Origin of the sequence: Paenibacillus sacheonensis (genome assembly GCF_009909195.1) — a bacterium.
Lineage (GTDB): Bacteria > Bacillota > Bacilli > Paenibacillales > Paenibacillaceae > Paenibacillus_Z > Paenibacillus_Z sacheonensis.
Genome location: NZ_JAAAMU010000005.1, coordinates 328,184 through 345,604, shown reverse-complemented (window position 1 = coordinate 345,604; position 17,421 = coordinate 328,184). Strand labels below are relative to the sequence as shown.

Sequence of the window (17,421 nt, the reverse complement as noted above, 5' to 3'; positions counted from 1 at the left end):
ATGGCGGAAACAGCAGTAGCAACTAAAACGGTTAAGCTGGTTATTACGCGTCAAGACGCTCCGGATTCGGCGCCGTACACGGAAGAGTTCGAAGTTCCCTACCGCGCGAACATGAACGTCATCAGCGCGCTGATGGAAATCCAGCGTAACCCGAAGAAGGTCGACGGTCAGAAAACGGCTCCCGTATGCTGGGAATCCAACTGTCTGGAGGAAGTCTGCGGCGCGTGCTCGATGGTCATCAACGGCAAGCCGCGTCAGGCTTGCAGTTCCTTGATCGACCAATTGGAGCAGCCGGTTCGACTGGCTCCGATGAAGACGTTCCCGGTCGTACGCGACCTCGTCATTAACCGCGAGCGCATGTTCAACGCGCTCAAGCGCGTCAAAGCATGGATTCCGATCGACGGTACGTACGATCTGGGTCCTGGCCCGCGCATGGCCGAAACGAAACGCCAATGGGCTTACGAGCTGTCCAAATGCATGACTTGCGGCGTTTGCCTGGAGTCCTGCCCGAACGTCAACGACCGCAACAGCTTCATCGGCCCTGCGGCGATCTCGCAGGTTCGCTTGTTCAACGCTCACCCGACGGGCGAGATGAACAAGGAAGAGCGTCTGGAAGCGCTGATGGAAGACGGCGGCATCGAAGGCTGCGGCAACTCGCAGAACTGCGTGCGCTCCTGCCCGAAAGGCATTCCGCTGACGACGTCGATCGCGGCGATCAACAAGGATACGACGAAGCATTTGTTCAAGAAATGGCTGGGCATGTAGCTCCGGTTTTGCGATGGGCGCTCCCGTGGTGCTTCGCACCAAAGTCGCTCCCATGCGCAAAACCTGCGCGGCGGGTTAGGTAGAAAAGCTGTTCCCCGAACTTCTGGGGAACAGCTTTTTTCGTGTGCGCTTGCGGTGCTTCGCACCAAAGGCAGACTCGGTTTTGCGATGGGCGCTCCCGTGGTGCTTCGCACCAAAGTCGCTCCCATGCGCAAAACCTGCGCGGTCGGGAAATCCACGACCATAGCAAACATGGAAGCTGGCCGTATCATGTTCTTCCATCCAAACTGGCCTCAACAAGCGGCGTGAAATCGGACGGAAACCTAACGATTGCCAGCGTTGCTAATTCACGAATAATGTGGGTTTTAAAACTCTAACGGTTGTGGCTGATCTTATTGGGCGTAGAGGCCTGATTGTGCAATGGAAATTTCGCAATAGGCGCTCTGGCAACCGTTAAATTTATAAAATGGTCATTTTGAACCGATTAGCCTTCCTGGCAATCGTTAGACTTAACGGGTTCTTTTTCGCAAGTACGCTTATATCTATTTGCATGGCGTCGAAAGCAAGACTTTGCTCATAGGCGCGTTGCTCGAGGGGGGCACAGATTCATGATGGCAGGACTAACGGCGAATCGATTCATCCGTTTAAAAGAACGCCAGGCATTACCCGTCCTATACAAGCATGCAATTATAAGTTCGATTACGGCCAGCTGGAGGATTTCGCTGCGGTTAATCCGGCGACGTTGGAATCCGCGCTGCGCGAAAGCTTCTGTATTATATATACAACACGATGCAACCGACTTTCGTGCGTGGACCAAAATCGCTTGCGCACGCTGGCGCTGGAAGGCGGCAACAACTTCGTGATACGAAGCCGACGCCGGACGAACACGAGCTTTAGTTGTCTGTGCTGTCTTATGGCTAGCAGGCACGCGGTGAGAATCCGAGCGACGCCGAGGGAAGGGGGGCCTGAGACGACGTCGAGCTGATGCAGCGTTAAGCTTGAAAAGCCCGAAGTTTTTCGAGCGTCAAGCATTAATGGCTATCATAAGGCTGCTCTAACTCATCTCACGATGGCGACTTGCGGCCTCTTTACTATGGGAACGCGATTCTATACGATAGCATAGACGGACGGACGCACTAGGACAAATAGCGAATGCACAAGTACAAAGGAGAGTGGGCTCATGCGCAAGGTGCTGGTACTCGGAGGAACGCGATTCTTTGGCAAATTATTGGTCGAACGGTTGATCGCCGCCGGGGATGACGTGACGATCTTGACGAGAGGCGGGCTGCCGAATCCGTTCGGCGACCGCGTGACACATATTCAAGCCGACCGCAAGGACGCGGAGGCGCTCGGGCAAGCTTTGGGACAGTCGGCGTACGACGTCGTATACGATAACATCTGTTACTTGCCGGAGGAGGCGGAGGAAGCGGTGAAGCTGTTCGCGGGCCGCGTGGGCAAATACGTCGTGACTTCCACGCTCAGCGTCTACCCGTTCGGTGGTCCGCGCAAGACGGAAGCGATGTTCGAACCCCGCGGATACGAGCTACCGACTCCCTATCCGGCGGAGATTAATTACGGCGAGGGCAAGCGCTTGGTCGAAGCGGTCTTCTTGCAAAAGGCGCCTTTCCCCGTCGCTGCTGCGCGGTTTCCGATTGTGCTCGGCGCAGAGGATTATACGCGTCGGCTGCATTTTCACGTCGAGCACGTGCAGCAAGGGAAACCGATCGGCATCCCTGCGCCGGAAGCGAAGCTGTCGTTCATTGTTGCCGGCGAAGCGGCCGAATTCCTGGATTGGCTTGGTCGCTCGGCTGCGGAGGGTGCATACAATGCTTGCTCCTCGGGGGATATCTCGCCAAGCGAAATCGTGAAGTTGGTCGAGCAAGCGACAGGCAAGGAAGCGAGCGTCGCGCCGGAGACCGAAGCGGCCGATATGTCGCCTTTCGGCGTTCCCGATGATTGGCGGATGGATACGGCGAAGGCCGAAGCGGAAGGGTTCGTCTTCCGGGAGCTGGACGACTGGCTGCCGCAGCTCATCGTCCGGCTGGCGCAGGAACCCGCACGCGGCTAAGCGAATACTGACGTTGCCGCGGAAGTGTTTTACGGGCAGGGAATGGAAGAGATCGGCACAAGATCAACAAAAGGGCTGCTCCCGTCGAGGAACAGCCCTTTTGCTATCTTGCTATGATAGGGTAAGCAGCCAGCGGCGGCTTAGCACCAATGTTCGCCCCAATCTTGAATGGATTGGATAACGGGCTCTAGACCTTGCCCCTTCTGGGTTAATTCATATTCGATCCGGACGGGCATTTCCGGATAGACATTACGTTTGATGATCTCGCAATGCTCAAGTTCCTTCATGCGGTCCGTCAGCATTTTATCGCTCATTTCCGGAATCTGTTCCTTGATCTCCTTGAACCGTTTCGGTCCACCGAGCAGGACGCGTATAATCAATCCGGTCCACTTTTTCCCAAGCAACTCGGTTGCGCATTCGTACTTTGGGCACATTTTGGAATAATCCACGTTATCACCCCTCTTTCGCTTCCTCTATTGTAACACAGGACGATTTGTAAAGGGAATGGATATTCGGCTTGTCGAATAGAATACTTTTGATTTTCTATCAACTATAGTAAAGTAAGTCCTGCATGAAGAGGAATATAATGGAACAATACATGAGCCTCGTTCCTATTGCCGAAATATTTTCTAGTACGCAGCGGATGATGGACTGTTATAATAATGAGACATACATCGGTCACTGAGGTGCATAATGACGGACAATTGGGGTTTTTATGAACGGCGCACGGGCAACGATCACATGCGCGTTCTTGTAAATATCGGCTATAAGGCCGCGGCGCCGCTGCCGGATTATCCGGAGCTGCTATCCGTGACGGTGAATCTCTATCCCGTTCGCGCGCAAAGCCGCAATAACCGGCAGGTCATCGTGCAGCTGGAAGAGCTGGAATCGAAGCTGGAGACTTGGCTGAGCGATAAGGCGGACGCGATTTATATCGGCCGCATCAATGCGGCGACGCGCTTGGAGTTTTATTATTTTCTAAAGGAAGGCCGGCTGGATGGGGCGGTATTCCGCCAATGGCTGGACGAGAACTGGGCGCATCGGGCGCAGTCTTATATTAAACCCGATCCGGAATGGGAGTTTTATCGATTTCTGCTGCCGACTGCTCTCGAGGAGCTTTACGTTCACAACGCCCAAATGATCTATGCGCTGATTCACAAGGGCGACAAGATCGGCGAACCGAGAAATGTCTATCATTGGCTGCTGTTTCGGGAGGATGAGGACAGGCTCGAGATGGAGGACCTGCTTCAGCGGGAAGGATACGTCATCGAGAAAGACAAGGAAAGCAAGCCGGAGGAAGATTATCCGTACCCGCTCGTCATCAGCAGATACGAAGACGTGAAGCTCGATACGGTTAACGCCCGCGTACGGGATCTCCACCGCCTCCTTGACGGCGTAGACGGACGATATGACGGCTGGGGGTCCACGATGCGGCTCTCGAACGTGAACCGATTTCGCCGCTATATCCGGCGCCGCAAGGATACGGCCTACTCGGCGCTGCGCCGGATGTTCGCTTGCGGACATTCACAATCGAACCAGAATCAAGCCGGCAAACATTAACGCGAATGCCGACCACTGCAGCGTCTGCAGACGTTCCCGGTATACGAGAATGGAACCGGCGGCGACAACGAGACTGTTCGCGGCAAAGATCGGTCCCGCAATGTTCGCTTGTCCCATTTGCAGCGCTGCCGCATACAGCTGCAAGCCGGCATAGGAGAAAAGCCCGGCGATAAGTCCCCATTTCAGCCCCGCCGAAGCTGCATGAGGCTTGATGGCCAAGGAGCTGCGCTCACCGGCTATTGATTGCAAACCGCCGAGGGAATGTATCCGGGACCGGTCCCGGACGGCAATCCAGGCAAACCCGATGAAAGAAAGCAGATAGGCGGCGAATAAGACCGGGGATCCGTGCAAGCCGATGGCATCCGTCACTTTCAAGCCGCCGTTGCGCAGCGCGAACAGCAGGATACTGAGACTGACGAACAGATGCCATCTGGGATTCAGCCGCGTCTTGGCGCCGCTTCGTTTGATGGAGATAAGCACGATCGCGATCAGGAGCAGCAAGACCCCCGCGAGCTCCGCCGAGGTCAGCGGTTCATCGTAGACGAAGGTGCCGAGCGCGATTACGAGGATGATATTCATGTTCGTCAGCGGGGAAGTCAGGCTGGCCGGACCGTACGCCAACGCCTTCATGAACAGTGCATTGCCAAGCGCGGAACCGGCGCCGATGAGCAGTCCCGCCGCCCATACGCGAGGGTCGGTCCAGGCCGCTCCGAGCGTACCGTCGACCGCGCCGTTTACGGCGAAGCCAGCCGCCCCCGAGAAATACAAACCCAGAAACAAATAGACGGATGAACCGCCCTGCATCTGGGACACTTTCATCCACCATCCCGCAAGCCCGAAGAGCAATGCGCTGCCGACGGCTGCCGCAAACCACATGTCGTTGTCACCTTCCTGGAGAGCACGGTTCGAATTTGTCACACAACTGCAATGTTCCTGTTATCGTCCCATTACAATTGTGGGGTAAGATACTGACCAAGACCCCCTTTTGATTATATACTTTTAACGGACCTGCATCGTGCAGGTCCGCTTTTTTTTACCGCATGTGCCCCGTTAGCCGCAGCGTCATATTCGCTTTTGCCCTGCCTGCAGCGCATTTAGAGCGGCACGGCTACAGGCTGTTTGTTTTTGTAGTACACCCACTGTTTATAACCGATTTGCTTCAATCGCTTCGCGACACGATCCCAATCTTCGCCGACCCGGCTCGGTTTATGCGCATCGGAGCCAAACGTCACCGTAACGCCGTAATGGCAGGCCCGCTCCAAGATCGCATCCGACGGATACCAGCCGCCTACGTCCTTGGTGGATCCCGATGTATTGATCTCGATGGAGGCGCTGCTGTCCGCGATGAGCCTCAGCGCTTCGTCGATCGCGTCATCGGCCTGGATCGCGGAGAAGGCCGGATAATAACCTTTCATGGCATCGATATGACCGAGGACCTGGAACATTCCGCTCTGCGCGGATTGTCCGATCAGCTTGTAATAGTGGCGTTTCTCATCCTGCTTCTTGGCTTCCGACAGGCCTTTCCACCGGTTTCGGTTGAAGATGCTGACCCCCCGCGATTGATGCACCGAGCCGATGATGTAATCGAACGGATATTGGGCGTAGATATCCCGGTACACGGCCGCATGCTCGGGGAAGAAATCCGATTCGACGCCGAGCAGGACGTCGATTTTGCTTTCGTATTTTGCTTTCAGGCGCTGAACCTCGTCGATGTAATGCACGAATTCGCTCTTCGCCATCGCGATGCCCGGATTCGGACGGTCCTCCACGCTCGCGAAGAACGGGGAATGATCCGAGATTCCGATAACGCCTAAGCCTGCCTTGATGGCGGCTTTAATATAATCCTCGATATTGTCGTCTGCGTGACCGCAGCGGAAATGATGCGTATGCAGGTCGAATTTCATACAGGCACTTCCTCCTATTCGCTGCTAATGAAATGATCCTCGGGCATGCCTTTCAAATCGCTTAGAAACTGATTCATCGCGGAATTGATATACCGTCCCGACTTATAGACGAGACCGACGGGGTGGCTCATGTCGAGTTCGCTCACTTTGATGCGATTGAGCGTCCCGAGGCGAACTTCGTTGGCGATGGAGAGCTTGGATACGACGGCGGCGCCGAGGTTGATTTCCACCATTCGCTTCACTTCTTCGCTGCTCGACAGCTCCATGACGATATTGGGCTGCAGGTTGAACCGCCGGAAGATTTGATCCAGAAAACGGCGTCCTAACGTATCGGGCGAAAGCATAATCATCGGTATGTCCTTCAACGATTCGACCGTCGTATGCTTCAGATGGCTCATCGGATGCTCAGGCGCGACGACGAGCTCGTACGTGTCGTAATACAAGATCGACGTTTCCACGTTCGGGTTCCGTTCGTTCAAATAGGTGATGCCGATATCGACGCTGCCGTTCTCGACGCTGGCCATGACGCCGGACGAGGGCATGGAGTGAATGGTTGTTTTGATAAGCGGAAATTGGTTTTGAAAATAAGACAGCACGCGCGGCAAAATCTGTATGGCGATGGAAGAGGTGGTGCCGAGAACGATATGGCCCTGCGGCGTTTGGCTGAGATCGGACAGTTTCTGCTTCAATTCTTCTACGATGGCAAGAATCCGCTCGGCGTGGTCAAGAAACACTTGTCCGCGGTCGGTCAGCGTTACGGGCTGATTCCGATCGATTAGCACCGTCTTGAACTCGTCCTCAAGGCTTTTGATTTGAGCGGATACAGCGGGCTGGGTCAAATTGAGCAGCTCGCCGGCTTTGCGGAAACTCATTGTCCGAGAGATCGTCAACAGCGTTTCAAGCTGGTTAATGTTCACGGAATCCCTCCAAGTCTATTAAAGATTTTTATCACAATCCTTTCTTATTATAAATGAAATTCCGTCGAACGCAAAGCATCAGGACGCTGCCGCAGGACGCCGCGGCCTAAAATCGTTCGGCAGGATTCATTCTGAAGTTGTCGAATGTTGTGTGAGACCGATGAGTCTAAAGCCATAAAGGAGCGAATCGCATGGACCCGAAGGCCGTCAGAAGCTGGATCATGTACGACTGGGCCAACTCCGCGTTTGTTACGACCATCATGGCTGCCGTCATGCCGATTTTTTACGCCGATGTCGCCGGTGCCGGACTGAAAGGAAATACCGCGGAGACCTACTGGGGCTACACGCAGACGATCGCAATGATCTTCGTTGCCGTGCTTTGTCCGATTCTTGGCGCCATTGCGGATTATACGGGCTCGAAGGTGCGATTCCTCTCGGCATTCATGATCGCAGGGGCGGCGGCCTCGATCGGCATGGCGTTTATCGGCGAAGGGGATTGGTTGTTCGCGTCTTTCCTTGTCGTGATCGGCACGATCGGATATGCGGCGTCCAATACGTTCTATGATGCGCTCCTGCCGAGCGTCTCCACGCCGGCTACGATGAATGAGGTCAGCAACAAAGGCTATGCGATGGGCTATCTGGGCGGCGGCTTGCTGCTGCTGGTTAATCTTGTTATGATCCTATTTTACGATACGCTCGGCTTCCCGTCGAAAACCGCGGCTTCGCAGACCGTATTCGTCATGGTCGGGCTGTGGTGGATTCTGTTCTCGCTGCCGATCATGCGCAATGTCAAAGAAACGGCGCGCGAGACATCCGGCTTCGCCGCAGCGGTGAAGATCGGGATTCGGCGCGTGAGAGGGACGATCGGCACGTTGAAGAGGTACCCGGAGCTGCTGAAATACATGGCGGCCTTCTGGTTCTTCAACGACGGCATCAACACGGTCATCGTCATGGCCACCATTTACGGCAGAGGTATCGGGATCGAAACGAACGATCTGATCGCCGCGCTGCTGATCACACAGTTCGTCGGCTATCCCAGCACGCTGCTGTTCATTAAGTTTGCCTCGCGCATCGGCGTCAAGAAGTCGATCTACAGCTCGCTGCTGGTCTACGTGCTGATCGTCATCTTGGGCTTCTTCATGACGAACGCGATACACTTCTACCTATTGGCCGCGATGGTCGGGCTCGTGCAGGGAGGAAGCCAGGCGACCGCGAGATCGCTCTATGCCGCGCTCGTGCCGCCGTCGCGGACGGCGGAGTTTTTCGGATTCCTCAGCTTGTCGAGCAAGTTCGCCTCCGTTGCGGGACCGTTCGTGTTCTCGGTCGTCGGCACGCTGACGGGCTCCAGCCGGTACGGCATTCTGGCGCTGCTCGCTTTCTTTATCATCGGCATCGCGATTTTGGTTTATGTGGACGTGGACAAAGGACGGGAAGAGGCGCTCGCGGCAGAAGTTTAAGCCAAGAGGGTTCGACGCGGACGTAGGACACTCATCAGGTTCAGTCACAAGAGAGGGGTTAACGGAACATGAAAGGAACGACGCATCTGACGATCGGTCTGGCGATCGGGGCAGCCGCGGCTGCAAGCCATGCGTTCACGGTCAAGCATGCGGCACTGTACGTTGCCGTGGCGGCATTCTCGTCGCTCAGCGCCGATCTGGACGGCACGAATATGCTGAGCGGCAAGCTGAACCGCACGGCGAGGACCATTCATGCCCTGCTGCTGTGGGGCGGCGCCGCGCTGACTGTCGCAATCGGCGTGCAGTACGCGGCGCAGGGCGTGCTGCACATGGAATGGGCGATCGCGGCGGTCGCGGTCCTGCTGCTCGGGCTCGTGCTCGGGAACGGGATGATCCGCAATGCGCTGGTCAGCGCGATCGGTGCCGCACTGTTATACGGCGGCCTCAACGGCGAAATGAATTGGCTGATCGGCTTGGGCGTATTCGTAGCTTGGGTACCGTGGCTGAACCACCGGGGGCTGAGCCATACGATTTGGGCGGCGGGAGCATGGTGGGCGATCGGCTGGGGACTGGAGCAGCAGATCGGGGTGGACGGCATCGCGCAAGTCGCGTTATGGGGATACCTGTCGCATCTCATCGCGGATACGCTGACGCCGAGCGGCGTCAAATGGCTGTACCCGCTCACGAAGAAGACGTTCAAACTGCCGATTGGCAAGCTCTGAGCAGGAGCGGATACCGCAGTCATCTATGAATCGCCGTTTAGAGGCCTTAAAGAGTCCTGACAAAAAGCCCCGTTGATCCAACGGGGCTTTTTGCGTATGTCGATGTCAGAGCCATTCTTTCTTGCGGAAGATGAAAAACATTCCGAATCCCAGCAGCAGCATGAACGATAGCAGGACATAGGAGCCGCCGTGCATATGAAGGCCGGGGATATAATCGAAGTTCATTCCGTAGATGCCGGTAATGAAGGTCAGAGGCATGAAGATCGTCGTCAAGGCCGTGAACACGCGCATGATTTCATTCGCCCGGTTGGCCAGGCTGGACTGGTATGCCTCTCGCAAGTTGCCCATCAGATCGCGGTACGTATCGAAGGTCTCGGAAATTTTGACGGCATTCTCGTAGATATCGCTGAAGTATTTCTGGAGCTGGTCGTCGATCAGCTTCAAGTCCTTCTTGTTGAGCGTCGCGATCAGTTCCTTCTGCGGTCCGAGCACTTTCTTCAGCCACAGAATTTCGCTTCGCAGGCCGATGATTTCGTTCAGATGCGATTTCTTCGTATGCATGAGGATGGCTTCCTCGAGGCTCTCGATACGCACCTCAATCCGGTCGCCGACGAGGAAGTAATTATCCACGACGATATCGACCAAATGGTAAAGGAAATGATCCGGCCTGCTGACCTGCTCCTGAAGCAGAATCGGCTTCAGCGTGCGCAGCTCGTTGATCTTCTGTTTCGTGACGGTAATGATATAATGGCGTCCCAGAAAAATGTTCAAGGCGCGCAGAAAAATTTCTTCATCGTCGAACCGTATGCTGTTTATGACGAGAAAATAATGGCCTTCGTGAATTTCGATCTTCGGCCGCTGCTCTTCTTCGCTCAGGCAGTCCTCGACCGCCAGCTCGTGAAGCGAGAATAACGGCTGCAAGATGGTCAGATCGTCGACGTCCGCGTCAATCCAATAAAAGCCTTCGGCAGGCGGAACGGTCGCCGTGGAGATGTCTTCGATCGTTTTGAAAATGCCTTGCGTCACATGACGGATTTTCATCCGCGCTCCTCCTCTCTTGCCTAGCTGTATTTCCCGGATGCCGGCATGAGGAAGGAAAGCATGTGCGAATACGCTCACGGAACCATTCGCCGATTACCGCGTAACCGCGGGGTGTGCGTACGAATAGGATCGGGTAAGCGCAGGCGGACAAACTGACGTTCCAACATGCCGGTTATCAATGCGGAAACACGCATTACCATTGCGGATAATCGCATGGTTCATGCGGTTGTCCGCAGGCCTCGGGTCGCCTTCCATAGTCGTAAACACCCCTTTATACGTTCAAATAAGTGCGTTATTATGCATAATCCTTGTCTAGTATACTCCCACAACGACTTTCCATACAAGCACAAAAGCGGCAGGTGTCCGCGTGGTATAGCATATGCGTCCGAGAGCCCGCGGTGACGCGATTTTGGACCCTTGAAGCGGCGGCGTCTTGACGGAAACGAAGGAATGATTTAAAGTAAGGCCATAACCTGATTTACAACCAAATAAGCAAGCTTTCTTATCAAGAGCAGGCGGAGGGACTAGCCCGATGAAGCCCGGCAACCGGCGTGAAGACGCACGGTGCTAATTCTTGCGGAAACGTAAAGTTTCTGAGAGATGAGAGGCGCATGAACGATACAGTTATGCCCCTCTCTGTCGGAGTGGGGCTTTTTTTCATTGCGCTCCTCACGAGAAGAAACGGCTGTCGCCGTCCCCATGCGGCGCGGTAAGCTTCTTCCCTTAGAAATATAAGAAATGTGTAGCGATAACCTACACTTTCTTATGTTTGGAAAAACAGACCAGACTGGAGTGAGTAGACATGCCGATTAAAGTACCCGATCAATTGCCTGCGAAAGATATTCTCACCGAAGAGAACATCTTCGTCATGGACGAAAGCGTCGCCTATCACCAAGACATCCGCCCGCTGCGGATCGCGATTCTCAACCTGATGCCGACCAAGGAAGTGACCGAGACGCAGCTGCTGAGACTGATCGGAAATACGCCGCTGCAAGTGGAGGTCGTGCTGCTTCATCCGAAGACGCATCTGTCCAAGAACACGTCCGCGCAGCACCTGGAGTCCTTCTATAAGACGTTCGACGACATCAAGCACGAATATTACGACGGCATGATCATCACGGGCGCGCCAGTAGAGACGCTTCCATTCGAAGAAGTGAACTATTGGGAAGAGCTGAAAGACATCATGGACTGGTCCGCACGCAAGGTCACGTCGACATTCCATATCTGTTGGGGCGCACAGGCAGGCCTGTACCATCACTATGGCATTCCGAAGTACGACCTGGCCGACAAGATGTTCGGCGTCTTCCCGCACGAGGTCGATAAGCGCGAGGTGCCCCTGATGAGAGGCTTCGACGAGCAGTTCTTCGTGCCGCAGTCGAGGCATACCGAAGTAAGGCGCGAAGACGTCGAAGCGGTCAACGATCTGGACATTTTGTCCTCGTCGCCCGATGCGGGCGTATATATCGCGGCTTCCCGCAACGGCCGGCAAATCTTCGTAACGGGCCATTCCGAATACGATCCGTCCTCGCTGAAAGCGGAGTACGACCGGGACGTGGCCAAGGGCATGGACATTGCCATTCCGAAGAACTATTATCCGAACGACGATCCGTCGAGGCAGCCAAGATCCACTTGGCGGGCCCATGCGAACCTGTTATTCTCGAACTGGTTGAACTACTACGTGTACCAGCAAACCCCGTATGACCTGGGAGCAGGCATTTAAGTTTTACAGCTTTAGCCGGCCATGGCCATTTCAAATAGGAGAGGGAGACTTCAGCACATGAAAATCGAAAGCCGTTTAGCGCAAATTGGATCCATTAAAGAGCCCGTTACCGGTGCCGTCAGTTTCCCTGTTTATCAATCGACCGCCTTCCGTCACCCGCGTCTCGGCGAAAGCACCGGATTCGATTACGCGCGTACAAAGAGCCCGACGCGCCAAGTGCTGGAGGAAGCGGCGGCGGAACTCGAGTCCGGCGATGCCGGTTTTGCCTGCAGCAGCGGCATGGCCGCGCTGACGACCGTATTCTCCCTGTTCGGACAAGGCGATCACCTCCTCGTGTCGCTGGACCTGTACGGCGGTACCTACCGCCTGCTGGAACGGATCATGAGCCGCTTCGGCGTGACGGCCTCCTACGTGGATACGAACGACGTCGATGCGCTGAACACGCTTTGCACGCCGGCTACGAAAGCGATCCTGATCGAGACGCCGACGAACCCGCTGATGATGATCACGGATTTGGAGCGCGTCTGCGGCTGGGCCAAATCCAAAGGCTTGCTGTCCATCGTGGACAACACGCTGCTGACGCCGTTCTTCCAGCGCCCGATCGAGCTGGGCGCGGATATTATCGTGCACAGCGCGACCAAATACCTCGGCGGCCACAACGACGTGCTCGCCGGATTGATCGTGACGAAGGGCAAGGAGCTCTCCGAGCAGATGGCTTTCCTGCACAACTCGCTTGGTGCCGTACTGGGACCCCAGGATTCGTGGCTGCTCATGCGCGGCATGAAGACGCTGGCGCTGCGCATGGAGCGCCATCAATCCAACGCGACCGCGGTCGCGGGCTGGCTGCTTGCGCACGAAGCCGTCGACGAGGTCTATTACCCTGCGCTTCCGCATCATCCGGGCCATGAGGTGCAAAGCCGCCAATCCTCCGGCAACACGGGCATTTTCTCGTTCCGCTTGAAGAATGCCGCCTACGTGGAACCGATCCTTCGCCATATCAAGCTGATTGCCTTTGCCGAAAGCCTCGGGGGCGTGGAATCGCTGATGACGTATCCGGCCGTGCAAACGCATGCCGACATTCCGCTCGACATCCGCCAGCGCATCGGCGTCGACGACCGCCTGCTTCGCTTCTCGGTCGGCATCGAACATCAAGACGACATTATCGCGGACTTGGAGCAGGCGTTCGAAGCGGCCAAACGCGAAATCGGGGAGGCGTAAACGACATGTCCGAGCAGCATTCCGAGAAGAAGAAACCAGACACGCGATTCGCGACGAAGCTGATTCATTTCGGCGCCGAGATCGACGAGCATACCGGCGCATCCAGCGTGCCGATCTATCAGGCTTCGACGTTCCATCACCATGATATCTTCAATCCGCCGGTGCACGACTACAGCCGTTCCGGCAATCCGACGCGCCAAGCGCTCGAGGATTACATCGCCCTGCTTGAAGGAGGCGTCAGAGGGTTCGCGTTCGCCTCCGGCATGGCTGCGATCTCGACAGCGTTCCTGCTGTTCTCCACCGGCGACCATGTCATCGTAACGGAGGATGTATACGGCGGCACGTACCGGCTTCTGACGACCGTGTTGAACCGTCTCGGCATCGAGTCGACGTTCGTCGACATGACGGATTTCAATGCCGTGAAAGAAGCGCTTCGTTCCAATACGAAAGCCGTCTTCATGGAGACGCCGTCCAATCCGACGCTGAAGATTACCGACATCGGCGAAATCGCGGCGTGGGCCAAATCCCACGACCTCATTACGCTGCTGGACAATACTTTTATGACGCCGTACCATCAACGTCCGATCGAGCTTGGCGTGGACATCGTCCTGCACAGCGCGACGAAGTTTCTCGGCGGACACAGCGACGTCCTGGCCGGCCTTGCCGTCGCGGCGAACGACAGCCTGGGCCGCCGCCTGAAGCAGCTGCAAAACGGTCTTGGCACCGTGCTCGGCAGTCAGGAATCATGGCTTCTCATCCGCGGCATGAAGACGCTGCAGGCGCGCATGGAGCACAGCGAGCGCAGTGCCCGCCAGCTGGCGGAATGGCTGGACAGCCATCCCGGCGTGGGGCGCGTCTATTATCCGGGGCTTGCCAGCCATCCTCGCCGGGACGTTCACGAGAAGCAGTCCAAGGGCTATGGCGCCGTCGTCTCGTTCGACGTCGGCGACGGGGAACGGGCGAAAGAAGTGCTCAGCCGGGTGAAGCTGCCGCTTGTCGCGGTAAGTCTCGGCGCGGTCGAGAGCATTTTGTCTTATCCGGCGATGATGTCGCATGCGGCGATGCCGCGCGAAGTGCGTCTTGAACGCGGCATTTCCGACGGATTGCTCCGTTATTCGGTCGGACTCGAGGATATCGGGGACCTGATCGCGGATCTGGACCAAGCGCTCAACGGTTAATTAGGCGCAAATAAAGCAATGCGCGGCAGTCCTGCGGGACCAGCCGCGTTTTTCTTCGTCATGGCGGGGGCATGCTTGCCCGGATGCCGCATGACGGTCGATTTCGTTTGTGGTAGTATAAGTTGAACCTGTTTGGACACGGAAATGTGGAGAGAAGGAGGTCTTTCGCATTGCATAACATCGATCGCATTTTAGATAAAGCATTGCAGGGAGAACGAATCGGACTAGAAGACTGCGTGACGCTGTTCGAATCCGACGAAATTGAGAAAATGGGCCATGTCGCCAATCAGCTGATGATTCGGCGCCACCCCGATCCGATCACGACATTCGTCGTGGGACGGAATATCAACTATACGAACGTATGCGACGTATATTGCCGGTTCTGCGCGTTCTATCGCGCTCCGGGATCGAAGGAAGGCTACGTCCTGTCGGACGAGACGATTCTGAAGAAGATCCAGGAAACGATCGACGTAGGCGGAACGGAAATCCTGATGCAGGGCGGGGTCAATCCCGATTTGCCGTTCAACTATTATCTGGACCTGCTGCGCAAAATCAAACAGCATTTTCCCGACATCACGATGCATTCCTTCTCGCCGGCGGAAATTCAGAAGATGGTCACCTTGTCCGGCTTGTCGCTGGAGCAGGTGCTGCGCGAGCTGAACGCGGCGGGGCTCGATTCGCTTCCGGGCGGGGGCGGTGAGATTCTCGACGACCGCACCAGACGGAAAATCAGCCGCCTGAAGGGCTCGTGGACGGACTGGATGGACGTCATGCGCACCGGCCATAAGATCGGCATGAACGCGACCGCGACGATGGTAATCGGGTTCGGCGAGGAGATGGAGGAGCGCGCGCTTCACCTACTTCGCGTCCGCGAAGCGCAGGATGACTGCATCGCGAACGGCTACGATTCCAAAGGCTTCCTGGCGTTCATTCCATGGACGTTCCAGCCGGAGAACACGAATATGAAGCGCGAGAAAGCAACGCCGGAGGAGTACCTGAAGACGCTGGCGATCAGCCGGATCACGCTCGACAATATCGATAATTTCCAGTCCTCGTGGGTAACGATGGGGCCGGAGATCGGCAAGCTGACGCTCTCTTACGGCTGCAACGATTTCGGCAGCACGATGATCGAGGAGAATGTCGTTTCCGCAGCCGGTACGACGCATAAGGTCAATATCGGCTCGACGCTGCGGATCATTCGCGAAGCGGGCAAAATCCCGGCGCAGCGGAACACGAGATACGACATTTTGAAAGTGTACGAAGAATCCGAGCAGGCGCAGAACGATTTCATCATGCAGAACTAAACCTGCAGCTCGGCGCTATAGGGTTTGACGATTCGAACAAACTAAGCTTTCTCTCCGGCGGACGGCATCCGCTTGGAGGGAAGGCTTTTTTGTCGTGCTTGCGCGCATGCGGCTGCTTCTTCCGGCCGTGCGGACCGATCTGCCGCCTGCATACCAGATATCGCCTTCCATCCCAACCCACAGCCAGCGCAGGCAGAGCATACATCGTATATCTGCTTTCCCCGAACCATATACTGTTAAGGAAGCTCTCAAGCGCATTTTCATGGAAGCTCGTCTGCCCAAACCCGTACAAACTCAAGGCGTTTTTCAAATAATCGCTCTCCGGCGTTCCGCAAAAACTTTTAGGAGTGAGCCTATGGAACTGTTTACCGTTTCTCTGCACTCAGCTTCTCACGAAGCGATCGACCGCCTTCATCGTTATTTAAGCGAAGCCATCGTCGATGTACATAGCGCCGCTGACACGAACAGCGCAGCCGCCTTCCTGCGTCCCGACTACGCAGGGATGACGATTCTCTGTCAGGCGGATCTGCCTAAGTTTCAACTGGCGCAGGACGGCCCGCCTATATACCGCCAAGCGGCTGCTGCCTGCGCGCGTTACATTTTGGGCGAGCTGGAGCCGATGCTGCTGAAGGCCATTATCCGCAAACAATTTCATTACGAGGATGCGGCGGAAATCGAAGCGTTGTCGACCTACTGCCATAACATCTTGTACGGAACGGGTATTTCCGCGCAGCAGGAAGAAGACAACGCGGTGGAAATGCGCCATTCGGACATGGAGCGGCGCCTTGGCAAGGTGGCGGACGAATTGGAGCAGTTTCTCTCCGGCAATACCCGCCTGCATCTCGACGGCTTCGTATCGTTCCGGCTTGCCGCTTATTGGCAGGAACTCAAGGATGTCGTCGCGTACGCGGTCGACGAATATGTAATGGATAAACAGTACCAGGAATTCATCTCGCTGCTGAAATATTTCGTGCGGATGCAGGAAGTCAAGCTGCCGATCGTTCACGTCCTGCATGTAGGCGGAAGCGAGTTCGTTCTCTACGATCAGCAATTTCAGCTGTTGGATACGGTGCCCGCGGACAGGATCGTCGCGGAAATGCTGGAATCCGAGATGAATATGGAGGACATGATCGTCAGTACGCTGATCACCGTCTCTCCGCAGCAGATCGTCATCCACACGAGGCAGCCCGAGCTGCCGGTCATGCGGACGCTGGAAACGATCTTCGAGCAGCGGGTGCGGCTATGCTGCACATGCGGCCAATGCAGCCTGCATTTCGAGGAATCGGATGCGGCGCTTGCCGAGCCGGCAGCCGAGACGCGCATCCGGAACGTGATCCCGTAAGCGGATACGGACGCTGCCTTAGGCAATCAGGCTTGACCGGCCGCGAGCCAGCGCTTATAATGGAAGGTATTCAAAGGCATTGACGAAGACATGTAGCATCGCCCCGCACGGTCCAGAGAGAGGGAACCCGGCTGAAATTTCCTCGCGCTGCAGCGTTGTTATACCCCTTCGTAGCCGTGAAGTTGAAACCGGGCCCCAGGCTTGGCGGTAAGCTGCACCGGATCG

Annotated in this window: 15 protein-coding genes and 1 riboswitch; of the genes, 10 read left to right on the top strand and 5 right to left on the bottom strand. The window is 56.0% G+C overall.

From position 1 onward, the window contains the following. Together sdhB and GT003_RS12160 are read left to right on the top strand one after the other, a co-directional pair. On the top strand, positions 1-765 hold the full coding sequence (gene sdhB / locus GT003_RS12165) for a succinate dehydrogenase iron-sulfur subunit (protein ID WP_161697909.1): 765 nt from the start codon (positions 1-3) through the stop codon (positions 763-765). 1,180 nt (positions 766-1,945) lie between these two features. Beyond that, positions 1,946-2,833 (top strand): NAD-dependent epimerase/dehydratase family protein, encoded by an 888-nt coding sequence (locus GT003_RS12160; RefSeq protein WP_161697907.1) that lies wholly within the window; start codon positions 1,946-1,948, stop codon positions 2,831-2,833. A gap of 140 nt (positions 2,834-2,973) precedes the next feature. On the opposite strand, the gene GT003_RS12155 is transcribed toward GT003_RS12160, so the two are convergent. Continuing rightward, positions 2,974-3,282, bottom strand: a complete 309-nt coding sequence (locus tag GT003_RS12155; RefSeq protein WP_338045913.1) for a winged helix-turn-helix transcriptional regulator — start codon at positions 3,280-3,282, stop codon at positions 2,974-2,976. A gap of 244 nt (positions 3,283-3,526) precedes the next feature. Here GT003_RS12155 and GT003_RS12150 point away from each other — a divergent pair, with 244 nt between their 5' ends. After that, positions 3,527-4,393, top strand: a complete 867-nt coding sequence (locus tag GT003_RS12150; protein WP_161697905.1) for a DUF695 domain-containing protein — start codon at positions 3,527-3,529, stop codon at positions 4,391-4,393. Here GT003_RS12150 and GT003_RS12145 read toward each other — a convergent pair. The 3 genes from GT003_RS12145 to GT003_RS12135 all read right to left on the bottom strand — a co-directional run bounded on the left by GT003_RS12145 (position 4,358) and on the right by GT003_RS12135 (position 7,214). After that, positions 4,358-5,269, bottom strand: a complete 912-nt coding sequence (locus tag GT003_RS12145; RefSeq protein WP_161697903.1) for an EamA family transporter — start codon at positions 5,267-5,269, stop codon at positions 4,358-4,360. The two genes, GT003_RS12150 and GT003_RS12145, sit on opposite strands and share 36 nt — an antisense overlap. A gap of 218 nt (positions 5,270-5,487) precedes the next feature. Further along, positions 5,488-6,297, bottom strand: a complete 810-nt coding sequence (locus tag GT003_RS12140; protein WP_161697901.1) for a histidinol-phosphatase — start codon at positions 6,295-6,297, stop codon at positions 5,488-5,490. A gap of 14 nt (positions 6,298-6,311) precedes the next feature. After that, a complete protein-coding gene (locus tag GT003_RS12135) occupies positions 6,312-7,214 on the bottom strand; it encodes a LysR substrate-binding domain-containing protein (RefSeq protein ID WP_161697899.1) in 903 nt (300 codons plus the stop codon). Between the two features lie 191 nt (positions 7,215-7,405). Between GT003_RS12135 and GT003_RS12130 the strand changes: the two genes are divergently transcribed. Together GT003_RS12130 and GT003_RS12125 are read left to right on the top strand one after the other, a co-directional pair. Beyond that, the gene (locus GT003_RS12130) at positions 7,406-8,671 is read left to right on the top strand and encodes an MFS transporter (RefSeq protein ID WP_161697897.1); all 1,266 of its coding nucleotides are present in this window, start codon (positions 7,406-7,408) and stop codon (positions 8,669-8,671) included. 68 nt (positions 8,672-8,739) lie between these two features. Next, positions 8,740-9,393 carry a metal-dependent hydrolase gene (locus tag GT003_RS12125; protein ID WP_161697895.1) on the top strand — a complete coding sequence of 218 codons (654 nt, stop codon included), beginning with the start codon at positions 8,740-8,742 and terminating at the stop codon, positions 9,391-9,393. 105 nt (positions 9,394-9,498) lie between these two features. Here the strand turns inward: GT003_RS12125 and corA are convergent, their stop codons facing one another. Beyond that, positions 9,499-10,434: a magnesium/cobalt transporter CorA gene (gene corA, locus GT003_RS12120; protein ID WP_161697893.1), complete on the bottom strand. Its 936-nt coding sequence runs from the start codon at positions 10,432-10,434 to the stop codon at positions 9,499-9,501. A 499-nt stretch (positions 10,435-10,933) separates the two neighbouring features. Further along, positions 10,934-11,041, top strand: a riboswitch (SAM riboswitch). Positions 11,042-11,236: 195 nt separating this feature from the next. Here corA and metA point away from each other — a divergent pair. From metA to GT003_RS12095, 5 genes are all read left to right on the top strand, one after another. Then, a complete protein-coding gene (metA, locus tag GT003_RS12115; RefSeq protein WP_161697891.1) occupies positions 11,237-12,154 on the top strand; it encodes a homoserine O-acetyltransferase MetA in 918 nt (305 codons plus the stop codon). Positions 12,155-12,211: 57 nt separating this feature from the next. After that, a complete protein-coding gene (locus GT003_RS12110) occupies positions 12,212-13,372 on the top strand; it encodes a PLP-dependent transferase (RefSeq protein ID WP_161697889.1) in 1,161 nt (386 codons plus the stop codon). Positions 13,373-13,377: 5 nt separating this feature from the next. Next, positions 13,378-14,550 carry an aminotransferase class I/II-fold pyridoxal phosphate-dependent enzyme gene (locus tag GT003_RS12105; RefSeq protein WP_161697887.1) on the top strand — a complete coding sequence of 391 codons (1,173 nt, stop codon included), beginning with the start codon at positions 13,378-13,380 and terminating at the stop codon, positions 14,548-14,550. 170 nt (positions 14,551-14,720) lie between these two features. Then, positions 14,721-15,854, top strand: a complete 1,134-nt coding sequence (gene mqnC / locus GT003_RS12100) for a cyclic dehypoxanthinyl futalosine synthase (RefSeq protein ID WP_161697885.1) — start codon at positions 14,721-14,723, stop codon at positions 15,852-15,854. 355 nt (positions 15,855-16,209) lie between these two features. Continuing rightward, on the top strand, positions 16,210-17,196 hold the full coding sequence (locus GT003_RS12095; RefSeq protein WP_161697883.1) for a putative sporulation protein YtxC: 987 nt from the start codon (positions 16,210-16,212) through the stop codon (positions 17,194-17,196). The last annotated feature ends 225 nt before the right edge of the window (positions 17,197-17,421 follow it).